General features: G+C 43.4%; 20 protein-coding genes. 5 read left to right on the top strand and 15 right to left on the bottom strand.

The features are described 5' to 3' along the window. Positions 1-441: 441 nt before the first annotated feature. Positions 442-2,145: a CocE/NonD family hydrolase gene (locus PATL_RS04745; RefSeq protein ID WP_198136258.1), complete on the bottom strand. Its 1,704-nt coding sequence runs from the start codon at positions 2,143-2,145 to the stop codon at positions 442-444. Between the two features lie 317 nt (positions 2,146-2,462). Here PATL_RS04745 and PATL_RS04740 point away from each other — a divergent pair, with 317 nt between their 5' ends. After that, complete coding sequence (locus PATL_RS04740; protein ID WP_011573815.1) at positions 2,463-3,317, top strand: zinc-dependent peptidase; 855 nt, start codon at positions 2,463-2,465, stop codon at positions 3,315-3,317. An 85-nt stretch (positions 3,318-3,402) separates the two neighbouring features. Beyond that, positions 3,403-3,840: a GNAT family N-acetyltransferase gene (locus PATL_RS04735; protein WP_011573814.1), complete on the top strand. Its 438-nt coding sequence runs from the start codon at positions 3,403-3,405 to the stop codon at positions 3,838-3,840. 156 nt (positions 3,841-3,996) lie between these two features. Here the strand turns inward: PATL_RS04735 and minE are convergent, their stop codons facing one another. From minE to PATL_RS04710, 5 genes are all read right to left on the bottom strand, one after another. Beyond that, positions 3,997-4,248 (bottom strand): cell division topological specificity factor MinE, encoded by a 252-nt coding sequence (gene minE / locus PATL_RS04730; RefSeq protein WP_011573813.1) that lies wholly within the window; start codon positions 4,246-4,248, stop codon positions 3,997-3,999. Continuing rightward, entirely contained in the window at positions 4,248-5,057 is an 810-nt protein-coding gene (gene minD, locus PATL_RS04725; RefSeq protein WP_011573812.1) for a septum site-determining protein MinD, read from the bottom strand. Before minD ends, minE begins: the two co-directional genes overlap by 1 nt. Positions 5,058-5,157: 100 nt before the next feature. After that, positions 5,158-5,889: a septum site-determining protein MinC gene (minC, locus tag PATL_RS04720; RefSeq protein WP_011573811.1), complete on the bottom strand. Its 732-nt coding sequence runs from the start codon at positions 5,887-5,889 to the stop codon at positions 5,158-5,160. Between the two features lie 432 nt (positions 5,890-6,321). Beyond that, positions 6,322-7,590 (bottom strand): DNA/RNA non-specific endonuclease, encoded by a 1,269-nt coding sequence (locus tag PATL_RS04715; RefSeq protein ID WP_011573810.1) that lies wholly within the window; start codon positions 7,588-7,590, stop codon positions 6,322-6,324. A gap of 344 nt (positions 7,591-7,934) precedes the next feature. Continuing rightward, positions 7,935-8,711 carry a CmcJ/NvfI family oxidoreductase gene (locus tag PATL_RS04710; protein WP_011573809.1) on the bottom strand — a complete coding sequence of 259 codons (777 nt, stop codon included), beginning with the start codon at positions 8,709-8,711 and terminating at the stop codon, positions 7,935-7,937. A gap of 358 nt (positions 8,712-9,069) precedes the next feature. Here PATL_RS04710 and PATL_RS04705 point away from each other — a divergent pair, with 358 nt between their 5' ends. Then, the gene (locus PATL_RS04705; protein WP_011573808.1) at positions 9,070-10,029 is read left to right on the top strand and encodes an NAD(P)H-dependent flavin oxidoreductase; all 960 of its coding nucleotides are present in this window, start codon (positions 9,070-9,072) and stop codon (positions 10,027-10,029) included. A gap of 71 nt (positions 10,030-10,100) precedes the next feature. Here PATL_RS04705 and PATL_RS04700 read toward each other — a convergent pair whose 3' ends face one another. The 8 genes from PATL_RS04700 to PATL_RS04665 all read right to left on the bottom strand — a co-directional run bounded on the left by PATL_RS04700 (position 10,101) and on the right by PATL_RS04665 (position 16,626). After that, positions 10,101-11,129, bottom strand: coding sequence for a methionine synthase (locus PATL_RS04700; protein WP_011573807.1), 1,029 nt, complete (start codon positions 11,127-11,129; stop codon positions 10,101-10,103). Positions 11,130-11,258: 129 nt separating this feature from the next. Beyond that, positions 11,259-12,236 (bottom strand): DUF1852 domain-containing protein, encoded by a 978-nt coding sequence (locus PATL_RS04695; protein WP_011573806.1) that lies wholly within the window; start codon positions 12,234-12,236, stop codon positions 11,259-11,261. A gap of 759 nt (positions 12,237-12,995) precedes the next feature. Then, complete coding sequence (locus PATL_RS04690) at positions 12,996-13,199, bottom strand: hypothetical protein (protein WP_041713332.1); 204 nt, start codon at positions 13,197-13,199, stop codon at positions 12,996-12,998. A 152-nt stretch (positions 13,200-13,351) separates the two neighbouring features. After that, entirely contained in the window at positions 13,352-13,531 is a 180-nt protein-coding gene (locus PATL_RS04685; protein WP_041713330.1) for a hypothetical protein, read from the bottom strand. 34 nt (positions 13,532-13,565) lie between these two features. Next, positions 13,566-14,132 carry a hypothetical protein gene (locus tag PATL_RS04680; RefSeq protein ID WP_011573805.1) on the bottom strand — a complete coding sequence of 189 codons (567 nt, stop codon included), beginning with the start codon at positions 14,130-14,132 and terminating at the stop codon, positions 13,566-13,568. A 66-nt stretch (positions 14,133-14,198) separates the two neighbouring features. Beyond that, positions 14,199-14,780 (bottom strand): DUF1989 domain-containing protein, encoded by a 582-nt coding sequence (locus PATL_RS04675; protein WP_011573804.1) that lies wholly within the window; start codon positions 14,778-14,780, stop codon positions 14,199-14,201. Continuing rightward, positions 14,773-15,441, bottom strand: coding sequence for a guanitoxin biosynthesis heme-dependent pre-guanitoxin N-hydroxylase GntA (gntA, locus tag PATL_RS04670; protein ID WP_011573803.1), 669 nt, complete (start codon positions 15,439-15,441; stop codon positions 14,773-14,775). The genes PATL_RS04675 and gntA overlap by 8 nt, the downstream gene beginning before the upstream one ends. Before the next feature lie 687 nt (positions 15,442-16,128). Further along, positions 16,129-16,626 (bottom strand): hypothetical protein, encoded by a 498-nt coding sequence (locus PATL_RS04665; RefSeq protein ID WP_011573802.1) that lies wholly within the window; start codon positions 16,624-16,626, stop codon positions 16,129-16,131. 716 nt (positions 16,627-17,342) lie between these two features. Here PATL_RS04665 and PATL_RS04660 point away from each other — a divergent pair. Together PATL_RS04660 and PATL_RS04655 are read left to right on the top strand one after the other, a co-directional pair. Then, complete coding sequence (locus PATL_RS04660) at positions 17,343-18,383, top strand: AI-2E family transporter (protein ID WP_011573801.1); 1,041 nt, start codon at positions 17,343-17,345, stop codon at positions 18,381-18,383. Between the two features lie 69 nt (positions 18,384-18,452). Continuing rightward, on the top strand, positions 18,453-18,971 hold the full coding sequence (locus PATL_RS04655) for a DUF421 domain-containing protein (RefSeq protein WP_011573800.1): 519 nt from the start codon (positions 18,453-18,455) through the stop codon (positions 18,969-18,971). 47 nt (positions 18,972-19,018) lie between these two features. Here the strand turns inward: PATL_RS04655 and PATL_RS04650 are convergent, their stop codons facing one another. Continuing rightward, complete coding sequence (locus PATL_RS04650) at positions 19,019-19,870, bottom strand: hypothetical protein (protein WP_011573799.1); 852 nt, start codon at positions 19,868-19,870, stop codon at positions 19,019-19,021. Between the last annotated feature and the right edge of the window lie 125 nt (positions 19,871-19,995).

Genomic DNA, 19,995 nt, shown 5'->3' with positions numbered 1-19,995 from the left:
CTCTAAGTGCAAACTTCATAACTGTATCATGAAGTTTGCTGCTTTTTCATCACACCTTCAGCCCGCTCATTTATTCATAAGGAGTTATACATTTGCGGTCTACATATTGAGGTAATATTGCTTCAATTCACGTGCCTAATAGCCTTTTTTGACAATGTTATATATCGCTAAAGCGGCAAGCATACCCCGAGATATATATTATTTATATCTCGTGTTTAAGCACCAGTCCCTCATACAACTACACAGCTAAACAGTTTTAGAATCCCCGGAGTGTCGGCAACACCTTTTCGATGTGTTCATTGTATAAAACTTACTGCGATGGCTATTGACGTCTACGACTTCAAGAATGGGCTATATCTATTGAAATTTATCTAGACACTCACTAGCAATACAAAGGAGTGCGAGTGGTTCTTTGGCCCACTCACACATCACAGACCTAGTTTATTTCACACTTTCTGTAGGAATGATTGGAAGCACTATTTTTGACGGATACTTTTTACTCATATGGATTGTTTGATTGGCAATTTTCATTTCAGAACTCTTGGCAAAACCGGCTCCTGTATTTAAGTTTCTAGCCAATCTTGGAAAATTACTGCTAGTAATATCAATTCTTATACGGTCACCAGGAGATAACTTATAACTGGTTGCCCACATATCAATATTGTACTTGTACACCTTACCTGGCTCGATCAACTGAGGCTTATCAAAACCTTCTCTGTAACGAGCACGAATAACGCCATCGACAAGATTAAGAGCGCTGCCATCAGGTTTAACAACAATTAACTTTGCCATAAAGTCAGTATCAGGAGCGCTGCTTGAAGCATATATTTCAGCACTAATCGGGCCTGTAATTTCTGTTGCTTGCGTAACGGGTTCGGTTACAAATCTCAGGATATCTTTCCGCCCATCTAGTGGCTTTTGGTCAAAAGGTCCGCGTAATTTTGCTGACATAATATTTCCGCCTAACGTCGGCACAGGGTCAGCTGGATCATAGTCATATTTCATACTGGCTGACTTAGCAGCTGAGGCCTCTTCAGAAAGTGAATTGTCAGCATGCATATAGAATGGACGATACGTAGTTCTCGCTAAAGGCCACTCCTGTTCATCCCGCCACACGTTTTCTCCCATAACATAAATTCTAACTGGCGCGTCGCTCTCATTTAAACTATTTGGCTTAGCGTCGCTTTTCATCCAATAGTTGAACCATTCAAGCAACATATCGGGTGCATCTATAAGGGAATTATCACCTAGCTGCATGTCACCAATTTTCGTTTTCTGGTTCCATCCATGAGGCCAAGGTCCAATGATAAGACGTTGTCCATTTCTCGCGGTTTCAGTTGCAGCCTCTTCAGTCATTGTTTTATAGCTACCAATAGTGCTTCGCAAGAAAACGTCGTACCACCCGCCAATATTCATCGCGGGTACTGCCATTTCATTAGCTCGCGCTTCTAAATTCAATGGTTTCCAATACGCATCATCAGATGGATGATCAATCCAATCCTGAAAATGCTTAACGTTGAAACCGATACTTTCAGCCAAAGTATTAAGTGGCAGATGTTTAATTTCACTTACCCAATCGATCGGAAACGACATATTTGTTTTGCTACCAACTAGCCCTATTCCCCAACTAGCACGTGAGAGTAACGAAAATGCCCCCCCGGGATATGCTACATCGCGATAGTAATTCCCAGGGCTTACGGCTGGTGCTATTGCCACTAATGCGGGGTTGCGATTCACGGCAGCAAGCCATTGGACCGAAGCTAAGTACGAGGACCCAAACATGCCAACTTTACCGTCAGACCAGGTTTGCTTTGCGATCCAACTAAGAGTGTCGTCACCATCATTTATTTCCTGAAAGTAGGGATACCATTTTCCATCCGAATCATACCTACCACGAACAGACTGAAAGACAAGCGCATAACCGTTAGTGGTGGCAAATTTAGCGTACTTTTGCCTCCCAGCTGCAGAGCCATTGGTATATATATCCCGTATCAAAAGTGTTGGAAAATGTCCCGTTTCTTTTGGAAGATAAACATCGGTTGCGAGTTCAATTCCATCTCGCATAGCGACTGGGATGTGATACATAGCTTTAACCGTTTCAGGGAAGTCATCGTTATATTCTGCAAAGCTTTGCGACTGCGCCACTGACGTTGATCCTAGCGCCACTAGCAGGCCAAAAATTAGGTTACGAAATCTCATAAAATCCTCACAAGTTATATTTTTTATTAAGGTCCAATATTAAGGAGCAATCACTGGCGTTTTTCCGCTATTGTTTTAGGTAAACTTCGACTAATTATTTTAATTAGCCTAGAAAAACCGAATAACATCAGAAATACAAGAAAACCTAATGACTCTAAAATCCGACTCAAGGCAGTTTTTTGCAGTAAATGTCAACTTCTCAAGTCCAGTAAAACATTACTTGATAAGCTAACCACTTATGTAGAAACACCCAAAGAGCCTTTATGCGCCAAACACTCATTTATTGTTTACTCAGCCTGCCGATAGTGATCATGCTGGGCTGGTTTTATTTCGACAAGCGCAAGCTAAAACGCAAAAAAGCACGGCGCGCTGTATTAAGTGCTAAACCGTTAGCACCTGAATATCTGCAGATTTTAAAAAACCAATACCCATTGTATTCACGCCTGCCTAACGAACTGCAGCGTAAGCTCGTTGGCCACATGCAAGTGTTTTTAGATGAAAAAGACATCATTGGCCGAGGTGAATTCGACGTCACCGATACGGTGCGCGTGTTAATCGCTGCACAAGCATGCACCTTATTGCTCAATCGCCCGGGTGATTACTACCCTGGTTTTCGGACGATTTTGGTTTACCCCGACACTTATGTGGCTAGCAGCACCCAACATGATGGCTTGTTGCAGGTCACGTCCACCAGCACTCGCGCGGGTGAGTCTTGGCATCGCGGGCCAATTGTTCTCGCTTGGGAGCACGTGCTACAAGGCGCCCTTGATAGCCGTGATGGGCACAACGTAGTGATGCATGAATTCGCCCACAAATTAGATGAAGAAAATGCCGCCATGGACGGCCTGCCATTATTACCTACAGCCGAACAATACCAACAATGGTCACAGGTGTTAGGCGCTGAATTCGCCGTGCAACAACAAAAATTGGCCAATGGCGATAACGATGTGATCGACAGTTATGGCGCAACCTCCCCGGCCGAATTTTTCGCTGTTGTGACAGAAACCTTCTTTGAAAAGCCGCATCAACTGCAACGCCACCACCCGAAACTGTATGAACAGTTCAAGCAGTGTTACCTGCTTAACCCATTGGAGTGGCGGGAATTGAAACAGTCGTAAAACATACGTCCTTTTTAATTGAAAACGGCCTATTCGAGCACACAATAACGTTTCTATGTATAAGACTTAAGAGCAAAGGAATGAAATGAATATAAACCTAAGGCCAGTAACTAAAGATAATTTTGAAGAAGTAAGTGAGCTAGCGGTAAGCGAAGGGCAACAAGAGTATGTGGCTGATAATAGCTGGTCATTGCTGGAATCAAAATACCATACAGGCTATACCTGTCGAGGCATATACCAAGGTAGCACGCCCGTGGGCTTTTTTATGTGGGTCGCTGAAAGTCCTCGTAAAATATCTATTTGGCGCTTTATGGTAGACGAGCAGTATCAAAAACACGGTATTGGCCGAGTTGCTATGGAGCTTGCGCTACATGAAATAAAGCAAACAACGGGTTTACAAGAAATAGAGATTTGCTATAACCCTGACAATCCTGTGGCAAAGTCGTTTTACCAAAGCTTTGGCTTTACCGAAGTCGGGATGGATGAAGACGACGATGACATGCTTGCCATCATCAACTTATAGGAAGTTGCCCTTAGGTTGGGGATCTAGAAAGCAAAGTGGTAGCTAGCAAGAAGTGAAACAGGCGCAAAAAACACCAAAGCTGCAGGAAGAATCAAAAGAGCGTGACCATAAGCATCTCTTACGATCACGCGCGATATCTGAAGCGGTCTTGAACAATTACTCTGGCAAGGTAATGTTCAACTCCAAGACAGAACAATCTTCATTGTTGTCTAACTGAACAATCACTTGCTCTTCATCTATGTTCACGTATTTACGAATAACGTCCATGATTTCTTTTTGCATCAAGGGTAAGTAGTCAGGCTGTTGGCGCTTGCTGCGCTCGTGCGCCACAATAATCTGCAAGCGCTCTTTGGCCAGCGATGCTGAACTCTTTTTCTCTTTCTTTAAAAAGTAATTGAAAATGCTCACTATTTACCTCCTAGTAATCGCTTCAAGAATCCTTTTTTCTGTACATCAAGGAAACGGTGTTTGACGTCTTCGCCAAGCAACCGTGACACAGCATCAAGATAAGCCTGACCCGCTTCAGACTCTTGATCTAAAATAACCGGTGCACCTTGGTTAGATGCTTTTAATACCGCTTCAGACTCAGGAATAACGCCAAGCAAAGGTACAGCCAGAATATCTTCAACATCCGCTACACTGAGCATTTCTGCTGAGGCAACGCGCTCTGGGTTATATCGGGTAAGCAACAAGTGCTCTTTGACCGTTCCGCCTTGCTCTGCTTTAAGTGATTTGCTTTGCAAAATACCGATAATGCGATCTGAATCTCGCACCGATGATACTTCAGGGTTCGTTACCACAATCGCTTCATCCGCGAAGTACAAGGCCATTTGCGCACCCTGCTCAATCCCTGCTGGTGAGTCACATATGATGTACTCAAAGTCTTTGGCTAGGTTCTCTAGCACGGTTTGCACGCCTTCCATCGACAGGGCGTCTTTGTCCCGCGTTTGCGACGCTGGCAAAATAAACAAACCTGGGGTGCGTTTGTCTTTGATCAACGCTTGATTCAATGTGGCTTCTTTTTTGATGACGTTCACAAAGTCATACACCACACGGCGCTCACAACCCATGATCAAGTCTAGGTTTCGCAAGCCCACATCAAAATCGATTACCACGGTTTTAAAGCCACGCATCGCTAAGCCTGTTGCTATCGCTGCGCTTGTTGTTGTTTTCCCTACGCCACCTTTACCGGACGTTACCACTATAATTTTAGCCACTACATTCCCTCACTAACTGTTTTAGCCAACCCACTGATTGCAGTTTATCGACGACACGTGTTTCTCGCTTTGTTCTCGCTTAGCTCACACGAAATGCCCGTTAAATCACCGCAACTTGTATGGATTCACCCTCTAAAAATGCATGTGCCGGTTCTTTCCAGCACAGCTCACGTAATTTTTCATTCATCACAAAGTAGCCAGCAATCGAAACCAGCTCAGCTTCCATCTGTCGACAAAAAACCCGTGCATTTGTATCACCCTTCACACCAGCCAATGCGCGGCCTCGTAAAGGGCCATAAACGTGTATATGTCCATCGGCTAATACTTCAGCCCCTTCACTGACTGCTGCCATCACGATTAAATCGCAACCTTCTGCGTACACCTGCTGACCAGAGCGCACCGGTTTAGTGATCACCTTACTTGGGCGAACGACCGGAGCCGGCTCGGCAACGGTTTGTTCTGGCTCAACCTGTTTCACTTTCGCTTGCACAGGTTCAGCTGGGATCTCAGTACTTCTGGTCTTGGCTGCTGGCAGTGACGCAAGCCCCAACCCCATTACGGTGTAGCGCAATTCGGGCGTAGCGCCTCTACATGCGATCGGTTGTAATCCTTCCTCACGGCACACGGCAACAATATGTTCAAGTTGCTCATCTTCAAGCTGACCTTCGAATGAAGCTAAGTTGAGCACCAAAGGAGACGCATTGAAAAACTGTGGAGCGGTATCAATTTTTTGCTTTAGCTGCGCACGAAATAAGTCCGCGGAATACGCCTGAAGATCCATCACCACTGCTGTAAACGCAGTGCCTTTCATCTGAAAACACACTTTTGCCATTGGGCAACCTTAACCTACGAATAAGAACCAACGCACCTGTCGCAATCTGTGAATTCCCTAGTTACTCAGTAAAATAACTAAAAGACAGCGAAAAATAGCTAACAAGTACAAAAACTGGACGCCACTTTAACAAATAGAATTAACATCCGGAAATGAAACTACAAGAAGAATGAAAGATTTATGCCGAAATGGCTAAAGTCATAGATTTAAGGGCTTTTTAGCACGCATTATGCGCGAACCAACCCGGTTTCGTATCAATTCGGTAACAGCGGCGCGAGTATCTTGGGCGATACTCACCAGAATATTTACCCTGAAGTCAAAATACCTCCCTGTCCGCAATAATTGCCTTAAGTTTATTAGTGAATTGTGTTCACATAATCTGGCAACCTTGTAACGAATCAATTCACTCTGGCTATTAGCCACACCTTTTCTTCACACATCTAATTCGAGCGTATCTCTGGGGGATAAAAACAGCACAGGCGCGCCGGGTTTGACCGTTTTTTCGGTGTAGTTTACCCAGTCAATTCTGTTTTTCTGGTCATCATGCAGCTTGATCACGTCCCCTGTATTCGCTAGTCGAATTTTACCGAGCTGTTTTACCACTGTTGACTCACCCGGCTTTAACGTGACTTGCCCTACCGCAACAGCGTTGTCTTGATTGTCAGACAGGCTCCAGCCTGTTAGGTCAATCGCATCCGCGCCGAGATTAATTAGCCCTATCCACTCAGTGCCCTTGTCACTGCCTTCAGGGTTAACCATGGCAGCACTGATAAATATATCCACCACGTCGTCTTTTACCGTTTGCCTAGGCCCTGACGTGTTTTGAATATCACTTGGCTTGGCCACTTCAATCAGCTCAGGCGTTAAAATTGGCTCACCATTAACACTGTTCGGCCCGCGGGTATGAGTGCTCGAATCGCAATGGGTCATAGGGTTAGCGTGGTAAACCTCTGGCTCGAATTGCAATCCTGTCAGCTCTTCAATGTAAGTGACTGTGGTTTGATAAGTTTGGTTATTGTATTTTTTGCGCCCAGATTTGTCCGCTAAGGCTTTTTCGTCTTGAAACATGACAAACGCGCGCACCTCCAATTCATTCGCCTGATTGACAAAGCACACGATTTTGAAAAAGCCCGCAGGCACTAATGCCAACGCATGGCCACTTGGATGCACGCTACGATCATAATCTGCATAAAAAGGGCCAGAGAACGAGCTGATCTTACCGTCTTTATCTAAGTCTAAACCGTACACCCAGTCTTCAAGCCCTAGCCATTCATCTTGGTTTAGATTGGCATGTTGCAGGCACGCATTTGTGTAGTAAAACGTTTCGTTAGACGCGCGCTGGGCATCAATTGCGTTATCACCCCACGCGGCAGTGGTGCGCCTTGCCATATGGCCGCGATCCCAGTCGTTATTGCGATAATAGGTATTATCTAACTGAAACTTACTGCCAATACGGCCGTCAATGCGCCAGCGATTACTGCGACTGGTTTGCTTGTGTTTATTCTGATCAACGTTAAGTGCCACGTAAACAGCGGAGCGCCTTTCTGGCGCACCGTTCATGACCAATGAATAGTGCACATAATCAGCCACATAATGCTCAGTTAAATCATCATCTCGCACGATGCTTTCATCAAGGTGCGGCGCAAAGCTTGGTAAGGGTAAAAGAAAGTCATCAAGAAAATCAGGATCGTAAGCGCTCATCAGCAAAACTCCTTCCAAAAATGAATGAAGAGAAGACTGCGTACTACCAACTCTGTAGTGATACCTCAGATATGTTCATGACTAAGGTTAGTAAAGGATCTCACTTTACGATGAAACAAATATGAAGTTAAGTTGAAGAGCCAGAGGTAAAAAGCGAAAAACTGAAAGGTGAAGAGCTAAAAAGGGAGAGGCTACAAAAACAAAGGATTCTGGTAAATTTGTATGCCCTTTAATAACTCACCAATGCCAGGGGCATTAATCTGTGCACTTTGGTGGGTAACTATTCTTTTGTACAGAGGACTTAACGACGTTAACACGCATGAGTGGGCATTAAGGAGCAATAATCAATATTTGATTAAGGTGCGTGTTTCAATGCTCTTACGGGGGACATTCACGTTCCCGTCCTCTTTCATATCCAGTGCGCTGTGCGCTAAATGTGGCCGCCCTTGGTTATCATATATATTGAATATAATCGCTTCATCGGGTCTCATGTGTGATTGATAAAACCACTCATGCTCAGGGTTTTCGGCCACCCCTAATATTTGCCCAGTGCGGTCAGGGTAAATCAACTCGATGTTCATCCAATCATCCAACTGCATAGAGCTTGGGCGAATAAAGCCAAGTGGCGATGACATTATCGGTTGCGCAACGGGGCGCCACACATTCACAAAGCCATAATGCCCTTTTTGAAATTCTTTGGCGCGCTCTGCCCCCACTATGTCAACCAAACGTCTATTAACGCCCGCCTCGCTGTAATCATTATGCACATTACGCGCAGGTCGGCGGGTAGCGTTTGGGTCATCAACTCGCACTGTGTGATCAAAAATCACCACGCCTTTTGCACCAATAGTATGCTTAAGTAAATTGCTCAGCTCTGGCTCATAAAGGTCTTTCCAACTATCGCCATGTTCAAAATCCTTTACCTGAGTATTCGCCTCAACAAACACAATGCCATCTTGCGAAAAATTGACCGCGTTCGCTTGGCTGCGCACATCACGAACCGTTACATTGGCTGGCGTTAGCTCGGGTGAAATAATATTGCCAACAATACCATCAACATCAAATTGGAAAGCCTGAGGCACATCACGTCTAACGTGATAATTAACCCTTGCCGTCGTCATAGTCACCCTCCTCAATCGACCGAAATCAGGTCAGTCATTTGCTTGAATATTTTCCTGTAACCTAGGCTGCGAAATATAAGGCGTTAAGGGGCCGGGATAAACAGCAAGCCCGTATAAACAGAATCTTTAAATGAATGATAATGGCGGGGTTCAATCGAAGCTCTGACACTGAGATAGTTTATCTACGTTCGTACTCTATGTTTTCTATCGGACCAGACGGCCTAATTAATCACGTCACTCGATAAGCGATAAGTCAATGATTAGGCGCTCTATTCATGAAAAAAAGTACCATTGTGCCCGGTAAATCTATAAAAACGAGTACTCACGCTTTTCTAGCAACGAATTTCAGGGGACAGCCATGACAGACTTCAGAGTCAAAACACGCATCACAGATATGCTCGGTATTGAAAAACCCATCATACAAGCAGCAATGGGGTGGATTGCACGCTCACAGCTTTCATCTGCGGTATCGAACGCTGGCGGCATGGGCATAATCGAAACCAGCTCTGGGGAGCTTGATGCCATTCGCGAAGAAATTTTAAAGATGCGTGACCTAACCGACAAGCCTTTTGGTGTAAATATTGCTCAGGCGTTTGTTCGAGATCCTAAGATTTTGGATTTCATTATCGATCAAGGCATTAGGTTTGTAACCACCTCAGCGGGTGACCCAACAAAATACACCACCCAACTAAAAGAGGCTGGCCTCACCGTATTTCATGTTGTGCCGCACCTTAAAGGCGCATTAAAAGCGGTTGAAGCAGGCGTTGATGGGCTTATCGTTGAAGGCGGCGAAGGCGGCGGTTTCAAGAATGCGGATGACGTATCAAGTATGGTGCTTATTCCGCAAGTATGTGAAGCGGTAAACGTTCCTATTGTCGCAGCGGGGGGTATTATGGACGGGCGCAGTATGGCCGCCGCCATGGCATTAGGTGCAGAAGGGGTGCTTATGGGAACGCGTATTTTAAGCGCAACAGAAAGCCCGGTGCACCAGAACTGGAAAAACGCCATCATAGATGCCGATTCAACTGACACTGTGTTTCTTAATCGAACTGGTCCTGGCCCTGCCCTTCGTGCCCTGCGTACAGAACGTTCAACGCGTATTCTGAATGAAGGTTCAGCAAATATTTTCAGCGAATTTCAAGATACCCAAGCCGTATATTTCGGCGGTGACTTAGAAGCAGGAATAGCGCTAACAGGCCAAGTTGCAGGGCGGATAAAAGAAACAAAATCGATTAGGCAAATATTCGATGAAACAATGATGGAGTTTGGCGAAGTGACCGGACGTTTAGCCGCCTTAAGCAACCTATTAGAGCGTTAAGCAATTGGAGTCATCACAAAAAATAAAGCAGGCACATAGCTGCGCCTGCTCGTTTGGATAAAGCGCTTTGACTAAGCCGAGAGTTCTTTGCGAATAATCTCAGTGCCGGCGCTTAACGCATTCAGCTTAGCGCTTGTTACCTCCTGGGATAAAGGCACCATGCCGCAGTTGGTGCACGGATAAAGATTTTCGGCATCAACATACTGCAGTGCGTTTCGAAGGGTATCGGCCACCTCTTCTGGAGTTTCTATGGTATTGGTTGCCACATCAATGGCCCCTACCATGACTTTCTTGCCACGAAGTAGCCCGATTAATTCCATGGGCACTCGGGAGTTTTGGCACTCCAATGAAATAATATCGATATTGGATGATTGTAGCTTAGGGAAAATCTCTTCGTACTGTCGCCACTGTGTCCCTAAGGTCTTTTTCCAATCGGTATTGGCTTTAATGCCGTAGCCATAACAAATATGGACTGCAGTTTGGCATTCAAGCCCCTCTACTGCGCGCTCTAACGCGGCTATACCCCAATCATTAACCTCATCAAAAAAGACATTAAACGCCGGCTCGTCAAATTGGATAATATCCACACCTGCGGCTTCAAGTTCTTTCGCTTCTTGATTGAGTATCTCAGCGAATTTCCACGCGAGCTTTTCGCGACTTTTATAATGGTCATCATAAAGGGTATCGACCATGGTCATAGGCCCCGGCAGCGCCCATTTGATCGGTTGCTTAGTTTGCGAGCGTAAGAATTTGGCATCTTCTACAAATACCGGTTTTTGCCGAGTCACGGGGCCCACTACCATGGGTACGCTGGCGTCGTAGCGGTTACGTATTTTAACCGTCTTACGGTTCTCGAAATCTACACCACTGAGGTGCTCGATAAAGGTGGTCACAAAGTGTTGCCGCGATTGCTCCCCATCACTGATGATATTAATGCCCGCTTGCTGCTGATTTAACAATGACAAACGCAGCGCGTCCTGTTTCCCCTGAACCAGTTCATCGTCTTGCAACTTCCAAGGTGACCAAAGTGTTTCAGGTTGAGCGAGCCAAGACGGTTTAGGCAGGCTACCGGCGATGGTAATAGGTAAAAGTGTTTTCATGCTCTCTCTCTAATCGGGTCTCTGTAATCAGTTCGTTTATTCAGTTGTTCTTATTCAAATGTTTTTGTTCAGTTGTTCTTGTTCAGTTGTTTTTGTTCAGTTGTTTTTTTCAATATTTCAGCCAATGCATTAAAAGGCGCTGTTTGCAGACCACTGCTCAAGAATAGGCTTATAGGGTTTGATGAAGTGCTCTTCAACAAACTTGCCTTGCTCAACCGCTAACTGGTTTCGCTCTTCTCGATCGTATTCAATTTGGGTCAGCGAATGATCTTGATGGCGTAAATTCGGTTGATAATGCTTACCTGCTACCGCGTTAGCGTTATAAATCTCAGGGCGGTAAATTTTCTGAAAGGTTTCCATGGTGCTGATAGTGCTGATTAACTCAAGATTGGTGTAATCATTAAGTAAATCCCCCGAAAAGTAGAACGCCAAAGGCGCAACACTGTTCGCAGGCATAAAGTAGCGAACCGTTAAGCCCATCTTTGCGAAGTACTGTTCTGTTAACGACGAACCGTTCGGCTTATATTCATAACCTAATACAGGATGTTGATTTTCAGTGCGCTGATAGGTTTTGTTTTCTGACACGCTCAGGCAAATAACAGGGGGTTTACTAAAGTTTTTCTGGTACACGTCTGAGTCTACGAAATGCTTAAACAGCTTGCCGTGCAAATCGCCAAAATCATCGGGAATACTAAACGACGCTTTGCCTTTATTGTGCTGTGACAAAATAACGCTAAAGTCATAATCACGCACATAAGAGGAAAAGTTATTACCCACAATCCCTTCAATACGCTGGTTGGTGACGTGATCAATAATATTGCTTTTTAAGATCTCAATGGTAGGGAATGTTTCGCCTTTTCCTTCAACGTCTATATCTACCGAAATAATCTCAAGCTCAGCCGAGTAACGATCGCCTTTTTGGTTATCCCAAAATGCTAAGGCATTGAAACGGTTATTGATCATCTGTAAAGCATTGCGCAAATTCTGTTGGCGACGCTTCCCTCTGGCCAAGTTAGCGAAATTCGTGGTAATACGGGTATTGTCCGACGGATGGTAATTTTCATCGAAACAAATACGCTTAATGGAAAATGTAAAATGGTTATTCATCGTGACCTGACATTCCGTTTATTGAAATAAAATCTATAGGGTAACTGCTGATAGGTGCACTTGGTGCTCAAGCAAACTCGTCGCTAAAACCCAAATTTAAAAATGCTAATAACATCAAACGCCTCAAGCGTTAGCAGCAGAGTGTGTTTTATACGTGGAAGGTTAGATGAATAAAAATGATTTGATCTCATTAATACATGAAAAAAACTCATAGATTGAAATTATCAATTGTGGTGGATATTCAATATTACAGGCACCCCACTGTGAATTCAGCTAAGGGGGCTGGGCAAAGGGAGAGTTTCTGACAGCATCGCCAAAGTCAAAAGTCAAAAGTCAAAATCAGGCAGTCTAAAACCCCATGCAACAACAAGCCCCATGAAAACGTAGGGCTCCAGTCATCATTTTGCAAAAAGCGAGTGAATCCCTTTCACCGCGCTACAGGCCATAGAATTCATGTTTTTAAGTGCATATAATGTAACTGTGGCAGAGTAAACGTGCTAAATAACCTTGGAAATTATCAGCTAATACACTGCCCCAATGGTCTCAAGTTATTTTTATATGTAGAGTGACTCAATACATGCTAGTGATGAGATTCTATTCGAATACAGCTGAAACGAAGCACATGTATCAACGGCGACTTTTAATGGAGGGATCATTTGAATATAAATTTACGCGAAAGCCATCTTTGCGATTTGTCAGAATAGTCCAAGCGTTTATTTTAAACTGTCATACGGAATTAAATTAATACCGTTAAAACTTTCATGCAGATAGACCTCCAATAAGTAACCAGTGTTCACCAGATACTCCCTCAGGCTTGTTATCATTATCAAGTAGACATTGTAATTTGAGCATTGACTCCGTTAAAAGAACGTCTTCCGCCATCATTGATGTATAGCCAACATTAGTAACAATATCCACGTTGTCATATTGAAGTAAAATTTCTGCTAACTCATGGGTTTTCATTTCGTCAATAACACCTTACTGGTTTAGTCTTATTTAAAATTGAATACGTCACAATAATTTGTCAAAAGCGTTTACTGTAGCCAAATTTTTTAAACAAAGTGCTTAACCTGATTAGAATAACTCACCCTTTTTTAATATGTTTAGCGTAATAGTTAATCCTGCTTAGTTTCTTGACCTTCATCAATTTTATCCATTTTAATAAACTCCTCTAGCGCTGCGCCAGGGTCTTCTTCTCCCGCGATAGACTCTGCAATCGGACTTGCCGCCTCAGCTTCGGAATCTTCGAGTACAAGGTCTTTTTTATCTTTTACTTCATCATTTTTATTCATCATTAACGTTCCTATATTTGGTTGATTAGACTTGCTGTTAACACTGCTCTGACTGAGTTGCGGCTTTCCTCGCTTTGAGTCCACGGATAAGCTCCTCTAAATAGGGTATGAGCTCCAGCGCTACCGCTATAAATAATACTGTTATTAGATAGGTCGTGGGCAGGGGGGCTTCCTTTAGAGTAAGTGAAAGATCAGGAGGAAAACCACTAGCCGAAAACAGTGACGTAAAATGAGGCCAATGACGTGCAATAATTAGCACTAACGCTAGAAGAGGAATCATTTCTAAAAAGCTGTGCACATGCTGTTCAATAGGACCCACGCGTCTTTTACTGACTGCATAGGAGACATCCCAAAGTGCGGTTAATTCGTGAAGAATGAAGAGCAAGATACTGATACCAATGATCAGCGCATTAACCTCAAATAATAGGACGAGCATGAGTGGGATCCCGACCTCAGCAAACATGAGTAAATGAATGAAGGACTCTTTTGCACCGCTTGTTTTTGCAATATTGCTGCGTCGATGACAAAACCAGTCTACAACTCCTGCTAGAAGCCAAACCGGAATGACAAAATACATTAAAATCATAAGAGTAGGATCACTCATAAAGACTATCTCCCTACATCTAATAGATGGGGTGTTCACGCGTTATCAGCGAGTACACCACTAAGTTCACTTTAAAATTTCATAATTAATTGGTTTGTATTTAAAGTTATTCGATTCGCCAGCTGAGCACGCCGTTAAACCTACTATTAGGTCCATGGAGGCTTCAAATATAGTGTAATCACCGGCTTTACTTTTCGGTGGAAGAACTTTGAAGCTACCGTCCTCACCCACCGAAACATTCATGAATGTGTTGAAGGTCGTTCCGATTAAATGCTCAGGTATACCGAATTCAGAAAATGCATTCACTAAATTTCCATGACACCCAGGAACAGGCTTTTCATTTGGGTAAAAATACTTGAATGTATCAACACTGCAAGGCGTTAATAGAAAGTCGTGATCTTCAACCATGTCTTCAACAATTTTCAGCATAACGTCGCTTTGATTGGAGTAAAGTTTACTGCCCACCTTAAATGTCAGCGATTCGTTATAATCTAACGAACGACCAGAAGACAAAAACTCCTTAAAATTATGTTCATTAAAGCAATATATATCGGCGACTTGCTCCCCTAAAGGATCGGTAACTTTCAACCGTTCCCCTTTCTTCAATTTAAATGCTGTGCCGCTTCTAGGTTTTATTTCGTTACTCATCTTTTTTCCTCGTTGAAAATGGACATCTCCATGAATTGCTGACCGCCCTACCGCTGTATTGCCGGGCTTCAGAAAGTTCACCATGGTCGTATAAATTTGGGTTAGGTGAGCCAGAAAAAACTTCTTCATTTGTTCTGATTCTGTCTCTTAATGCCGTGAACTTGTTTGTTTCCTTCAATATTTGAAATTGGCTATGCAGGTTAAAAACGATAGTGGGGTGTTCGAATCTTCTCGCTCTTCGCTCTGCAAATGGTGAGAGACCTATGATGAAAAATGCTTCTCCGCCGAGACTAAAGCTAAATTCACTATCATCCGGGTTATCGCTCACTCTTCTATCCCACGTGTGGGTCATTGAGTCTCGGTTATACAAATTTTGGAGCTTACTCCACAAGGCGTCTTCGAACTCTTTCTCACTCGTTAATATCGAGTTTTTAAAAGTGGCCACAAAGCTAAAATATAAAGGCTTACTCGAATTATAAATAGTTATAAATTGATATAGCTCATCAAGTATATTTTGATTATTTTGATTTGAGAAAATATCACCAAAATCACGTGTGACGATTTGATCTTTATTTAATGCTATCTTTGCTCCGACACAGGGAAAACCATCCTGCTTAATGAAGTTTTCTATCGATGAAGGTCGTTCTCCTTGAGAATTCATAAATTAATTCCCCCTCTGACTTAAGTAAGAAATAACAATGAAATTAGGAGTTATTCATTGAAAAATTAGATAATGCTTGTGATCTTGCTGCTGTCTTAAGAAGTATGAGAATTACAATTCAATTGATATGCCATATTTATTGAAGTGGATGAATTTCGCTGTGGCACAAGGCAGCACAGTAATTGAAGAATTAAAATTTGAGACTGGGCGTAAATTTCACTAGACAAGTAGAAAATAATACCCCTTCACATGTAAGTTTTTCATTTAATCTTTGTCAATCCATTTATCTCAAATTGATAATTGTAATTAAGAGCAGATGACAAGCTAAAAAATTAGAGCCAACATTGAGGTAGACCAATGCTTCCTCAACCTATTTAACTTATCGATTGAATTACAAGGATACAGGCTGTCATAAAGCACATATTCTGCGAGACTGATGCTTTAAGTTTTGATGCTTTCAACTTTGAATTACGCTGCACGTTTCAAAGGGATAAGGAAGGATTTGTTAGAGATACTGAGTCAGGGGAAGATCTTAAAGAGATTAAGTTATCTATAAATCTACAATCGTGCAGAGCATTTGTGGCTTAAAAATTTGTAGAACTGGGATGCGGTTAGAAATAGTGTGACGTGGTGAGCTGGGCCCACCACGTCGTGTACTTACACTTCGTGCATTGTCACGTCGTACTGTTACGCACTAGCAACTTTCACGTCGTCAAAGTGTTTAAATGTCTCTTTAATTACATCTTTTTGATCACTATTGTCATAGTGCACTCCGACTAGCACAGAGCCCTCTTCAATCGCGTCTTCGTAAAATTTCACTTCATGCTCAGGGATTGCTAGGCCTATCGCACCACCAATGATCCCGCCTGCAGCCGCGCCCGCTCCGCCTGCCGCTAGAGCTGCCACTAATGGACCACTCGCAAGTACCCCTACCCCGCCGGTAGCAACCACTCCAACAGCAGCAAGCCCCCCGACAATCGCCGCCAAGACACCACCTGATGAAGCACCTATGGCAACTCCCTCTGGTAATTTAGAATGGTCAGTCAGGGCGAAACTGTCTTTGGTAATTGAATCGTTAGCCACTAGCGAAATATTCGCGTCGCTGAAGCCTTTGTGTTCAAGCATGGTTATGGCTGCACTTGCTTCGGCGGGATTTTTGAATAGTCCTGTAATGATATCACTCATAATTATCTCCTTTGATTGAGAGCGTTATTGCTCTTGACTTACACCTAGATACAGCAACCTTCGAGCCATTAATATAGGCAACAAAATATCAGGCTGAAGTGGGCGTAATATAAGGACAAAGCGAATTTTCTGTTAAAAATTAAGGCTTTGGGTAATGGGAATAAATTACCTGCCCCGTGTGCTTCACCGTGTAAAAAAGTGCTCAAAACCATTGGTTTTTATGGTGCTCACATATTCCATACAGTGCCTTTTAGGGCATATCAGGCGCTTTACCCTGACGTTACGCTGGTAGGTTACAACGCGGTCAACGTTTGTATGATGACCCAGCCTATCTGCCTTTTGGAATTTAGCTAACTGACTCGCACCTTTGATGTGCTTTGATTAAGTAACAGTGCTACTGGGGTCTTCCGCTCGTGCGCAGTGCGGCTTCAATACCAAACTTATGGCGCCGAACTTAAGTTCTTTTGAGTTTTTCGTGCATTTATAACGAGCTGCTATAACAAACTGCATTTTTAGCGCTATCTATTGAAGTGAGCGGACCAATTAGCCACCACGTGCTGGTTCTGACTGTCATTCATTTATCAATGTGGCTTGCTCTTTGCTGCATAGGCTTAATATTGGCAACTTAAATGCGCTAATAAAATCACTTTCAAGCGTCACCTCGTCGTAATGTGACCTAAAACAAGAACAACAAATTTTATGCATTGGGAGATTAAATGAATGTAAAGTTGGTCGCAAAGCGCGCACTCGTGCAGGCTGTTACAACAGTAGCCGTATTGCTTTTTACGTGGTTGATAATAGGAAACAGCAAAATATTCCTTGTTGCTTTCGGAGGGATCTTGATTGCCGTAATGTTTTCTGGCTCTGCTCGTTGGCTCGCGAAAAAGACGAACATCACGGCGAAAGTATGGCTTCCAATTTCTATGCTCGCTCCTGTATTGCTGTTAGGCCTTTTAATGACTTACGCTGCCCCCAAGATATCAACGCAAGCGAATGAATTGGTCGATAGAATGCCAGAAGCGCTAGAGTTCGTTCGAGGCCAATTCACAGAATTCAGCTCAATCGGAAAGTTTAACGATAATCTAGACAAAATCACCAACTATGATCCAAAGATGAGTACAGTAATGAATGCTGTCTCTAGCTTATTATCATCAACCATAAATGGCTTCGGAAACTTCATATTCGCTATTATTTTGGCAATATTTTTATCTATAAACCCCAAATGGTATGTTAACGGCGGCCTTAGTTTGGTTCCTTTACAGCATAAGAATAAAGCGCAAGATCTTTTAAAGCGTTGCGAGACTGCTTTAGCAGGTTGGCTACTCGCTAAATTAGCATCAATGGTCATGGTCGGCCTGTTTACAACTGTTGGCCTGTGGGCATTGGGGATCGATTTAGCGTTAATACTGGGGATTATTGCTGCTCTTTTATCTTTCATTCCTAACCTTGGGCCTCTGTTGGCATTTATACCCGCAGGTTTAGTAAGTATTCTTACTGGAATTGATACATTGCTTTACGTTTCTATTTTGTATGTTGGAGTACAAACTGTAGAAAGTTACGTTCTCACACCAATACTTCAAGCTGAGATTGCAAGCTTACCCCCCGCTTTGGTTCTGTTGGTTCAAGTGTTACTAGCCAGTATGGTGGGTATGGCGGGTGTGTTACTAGCTGCCCCACTGACCGTCTTACTCATCGTTATTACCAACCAACTTTACGTAAAACGCCTTCAAGGTTATAAAGAACAGGATAGTAGTTAGCATTTTACAACCCGTTTCTTGATAGCCAATGTTGCATGACATATACACAGCGTAATTAAGGAGATAGACATGCTTGTTAACGATCCACTAGCGGACCTTTTCTTGCGAGCAATAGTGTTAACGGGAATAGCTATGTTCTGGGTCGTTTTACTTGTGCGAGTAAATGGTTTGAGGTCGTTTTCTAAGATGACCAACTTTGATTTTGTTATGACAGTCGCCATTGGCTCTTTGCTGGCAGGAGCAAGCCAGTCAACCGACTGGACCAGTTTCGTGCAGACAATTCTCTCTATGGCAATGCTCTTCATCGTCCAATTTACCACCGCTACTATTCGTAAAAAATCATCAACGTTCGAGTCTGTGATGCAAAATCAGCCCGCTTTACTCATGAAAGACGGAGTCATTTTGCATGCCGCCTTAAAAGCCACTCGTGTTGCAGAAAATGATCTCATCGCGAAGCTTCGAGAAGCAAATGTTTTGCACCTCTCACAAGTTCGTGCTGTTGTGCTGGAAACCACTGGCGACATTTCTGTCATCCATGGCGACAGCTGCTCTGATGCCATACTACAAGGTGTTCGAACGGTGAAGTGAAAGTAGAAGTGGAAGTGGAAGCCAACAATCAGTGCACTACCTGTTTACTATCGCAACGAGTTGTTAAGCCAATACTCTTCTATGGCTTTTTCCGCTACGGCACTTAACACATCTCTATTAAGGGCTTCTGAGTAACCCATAGTTGATCTTGCTAATTCTCTATCGACAATTGCAGTCGCGACCAAGTCGACAGCGTCGTCTAATGACTCACCTGCTTCGCAATAACGAACGTGATGCTCACAGTTTGAGATGTGCCGTTGATTGCCAGCAAACCACTTTTTGAAAACCTGTAGCGCTAATGCCTTATATCTAGGTTGGTGTCCGCCGAAGACGATCATAAAGATGTTAGAGCTGGGGTAATCGTCCTCACTGCAGACCCTTTCAAGGTTACTCACAAGGTTATCTATCTCATCATTAACGGCTTCGGTCATCAATTTGGCATATATTGACTCTAGCTCTTGTTGATACAGGCTCATTGCACTGTGAGGTAGCACATTTGAATGTTCGATTCGTTCTAGCAGTTTCATGGTTACATCGGCGACTTCTTTACCTAGGCTCAGCGGAGCCTGTTGGCGAATTTGTGACACCCACCTGTTCACCTGACAAAGAGTGGCCTCATCTACTGAATGACACAGTTGATAGTACACCGCTAATGTCCCATGACTCATCGCTTTCAGGCTTTGATAGCGCTCATCGTTTATGACATATTCTTTTACTTTACTTCCCGCTTTAACGATAAGCCTGCTATCAATACGACAAATTAGCATGACCTCCCCATCATTAATGCTTGCAACCGCTTTTGCTTTCTCAACTTGATAAAGTCGATGAAATTGAGCATTAATTTCTCCTAAAGGATTGCCTTTAGGTTCTTGTATCGAGTCTTCAACAATAATTGCCATTATATTCACCTCAAGCGTTCTGCTTCGCGCACAATAATGTGCTCACCTTTATCTTCGCCCTCAACGTAAAAACGAATCCACAGCAAGCTTAGTGCTGTTCACTGAATTGCTCTTGTCATCACAGT

Source organism: Paraglaciecola sp. T6c (assembly GCF_000014225.1).
Lineage (GTDB): Bacteria > Pseudomonadota > Gammaproteobacteria > Enterobacterales > Alteromonadaceae > Paraglaciecola > Paraglaciecola atlantica_A.
Note: the sequence above shows the minus strand (reverse complement) of the source record. Positions and strands in the feature narration are given on the sequence as shown.

Bases quoted from the DNA above. Each gene is read 5' to 3' on its own strand.
- PATL_RS04740 (WP_011573815.1), top strand. From the start codon at position 2,463: ATGCGCCAAACACTCATTTATTGTTTACTCAGCCTGCCGATAGTGATC.
- PATL_RS04735 (WP_011573814.1), top strand. From the start codon at position 3,403: ATGAATATAAACCTAAGGCCAGTAACTAAAGATAATTTTGAAGAAGTA.
- minC (WP_011573811.1), bottom strand. From the start codon at position 5,889: ATGGCAAAAGTGTGTTTTCAGATGAAAGGCACTGCGTTTACAGCAGTG.
- PATL_RS04715 (WP_011573810.1), bottom strand. From the start codon at position 7,590: ATGAGCGCTTACGATCCTGATTTTCTTGATGACTTTCTTTTACCCTTA.
- PATL_RS04710 (WP_011573809.1), bottom strand. From the start codon at position 8,711: ATGACGACGGCAAGGGTTAATTATCACGTTAGACGTGATGTGCCTCAG.
- PATL_RS04705 (WP_011573808.1), top strand. From the start codon at position 9,070: ATGACAGACTTCAGAGTCAAAACACGCATCACAGATATGCTCGGTATT.
- PATL_RS04700 (WP_011573807.1), bottom strand. From the start codon at position 11,129: ATGAAAACACTTTTACCTATTACCATCGCCGGTAGCCTGCCTAAACCG.
- PATL_RS04695 (WP_011573806.1), bottom strand. From the start codon at position 12,236: ATGAATAACCATTTTACATTTTCCATTAAGCGTATTTGTTTCGATGAA.
- PATL_RS04690 (WP_041713332.1), bottom strand. From the start codon at position 13,199: ATGAAAACCCATGAGTTAGCAGAAATTTTACTTCAATATGACAACGTG.
- PATL_RS04685 (WP_041713330.1), bottom strand. From the start codon at position 13,531: ATGATGAATAAAAATGATGAAGTAAAAGATAAAAAAGACCTTGTACTC.
- PATL_RS04680 (WP_011573805.1), bottom strand. From the start codon at position 14,132: ATGAGTGATCCTACTCTTATGATTTTAATGTATTTTGTCATTCCGGTT.
- PATL_RS04675 (WP_011573804.1), bottom strand. From the start codon at position 14,780: ATGAGTAACGAAATAAAACCTAGAAGCGGCACAGCATTTAAATTGAAG.
- gntA (WP_011573803.1), bottom strand. From the start codon at position 15,441: ATGAATTCTCAAGGAGAACGACCTTCATCGATAGAAAACTTCATTAAG.
- PATL_RS04665 (WP_011573802.1), bottom strand. From the start codon at position 16,626: ATGAGTGATATCATTACAGGACTATTCAAAAATCCCGCCGAAGCAAGT.
- PATL_RS04660 (WP_011573801.1), top strand. From the start codon at position 17,343: ATGAATGTAAAGTTGGTCGCAAAGCGCGCACTCGTGCAGGCTGTTACA.
- PATL_RS04655 (WP_011573800.1), top strand. From the start codon at position 18,453: ATGCTTGTTAACGATCCACTAGCGGACCTTTTCTTGCGAGCAATAGTG.
- PATL_RS04650 (WP_011573799.1), bottom strand. From the start codon at position 19,870: ATGGCAATTATTGTTGAAGACTCGATACAAGAACCTAAAGGCAATCCT.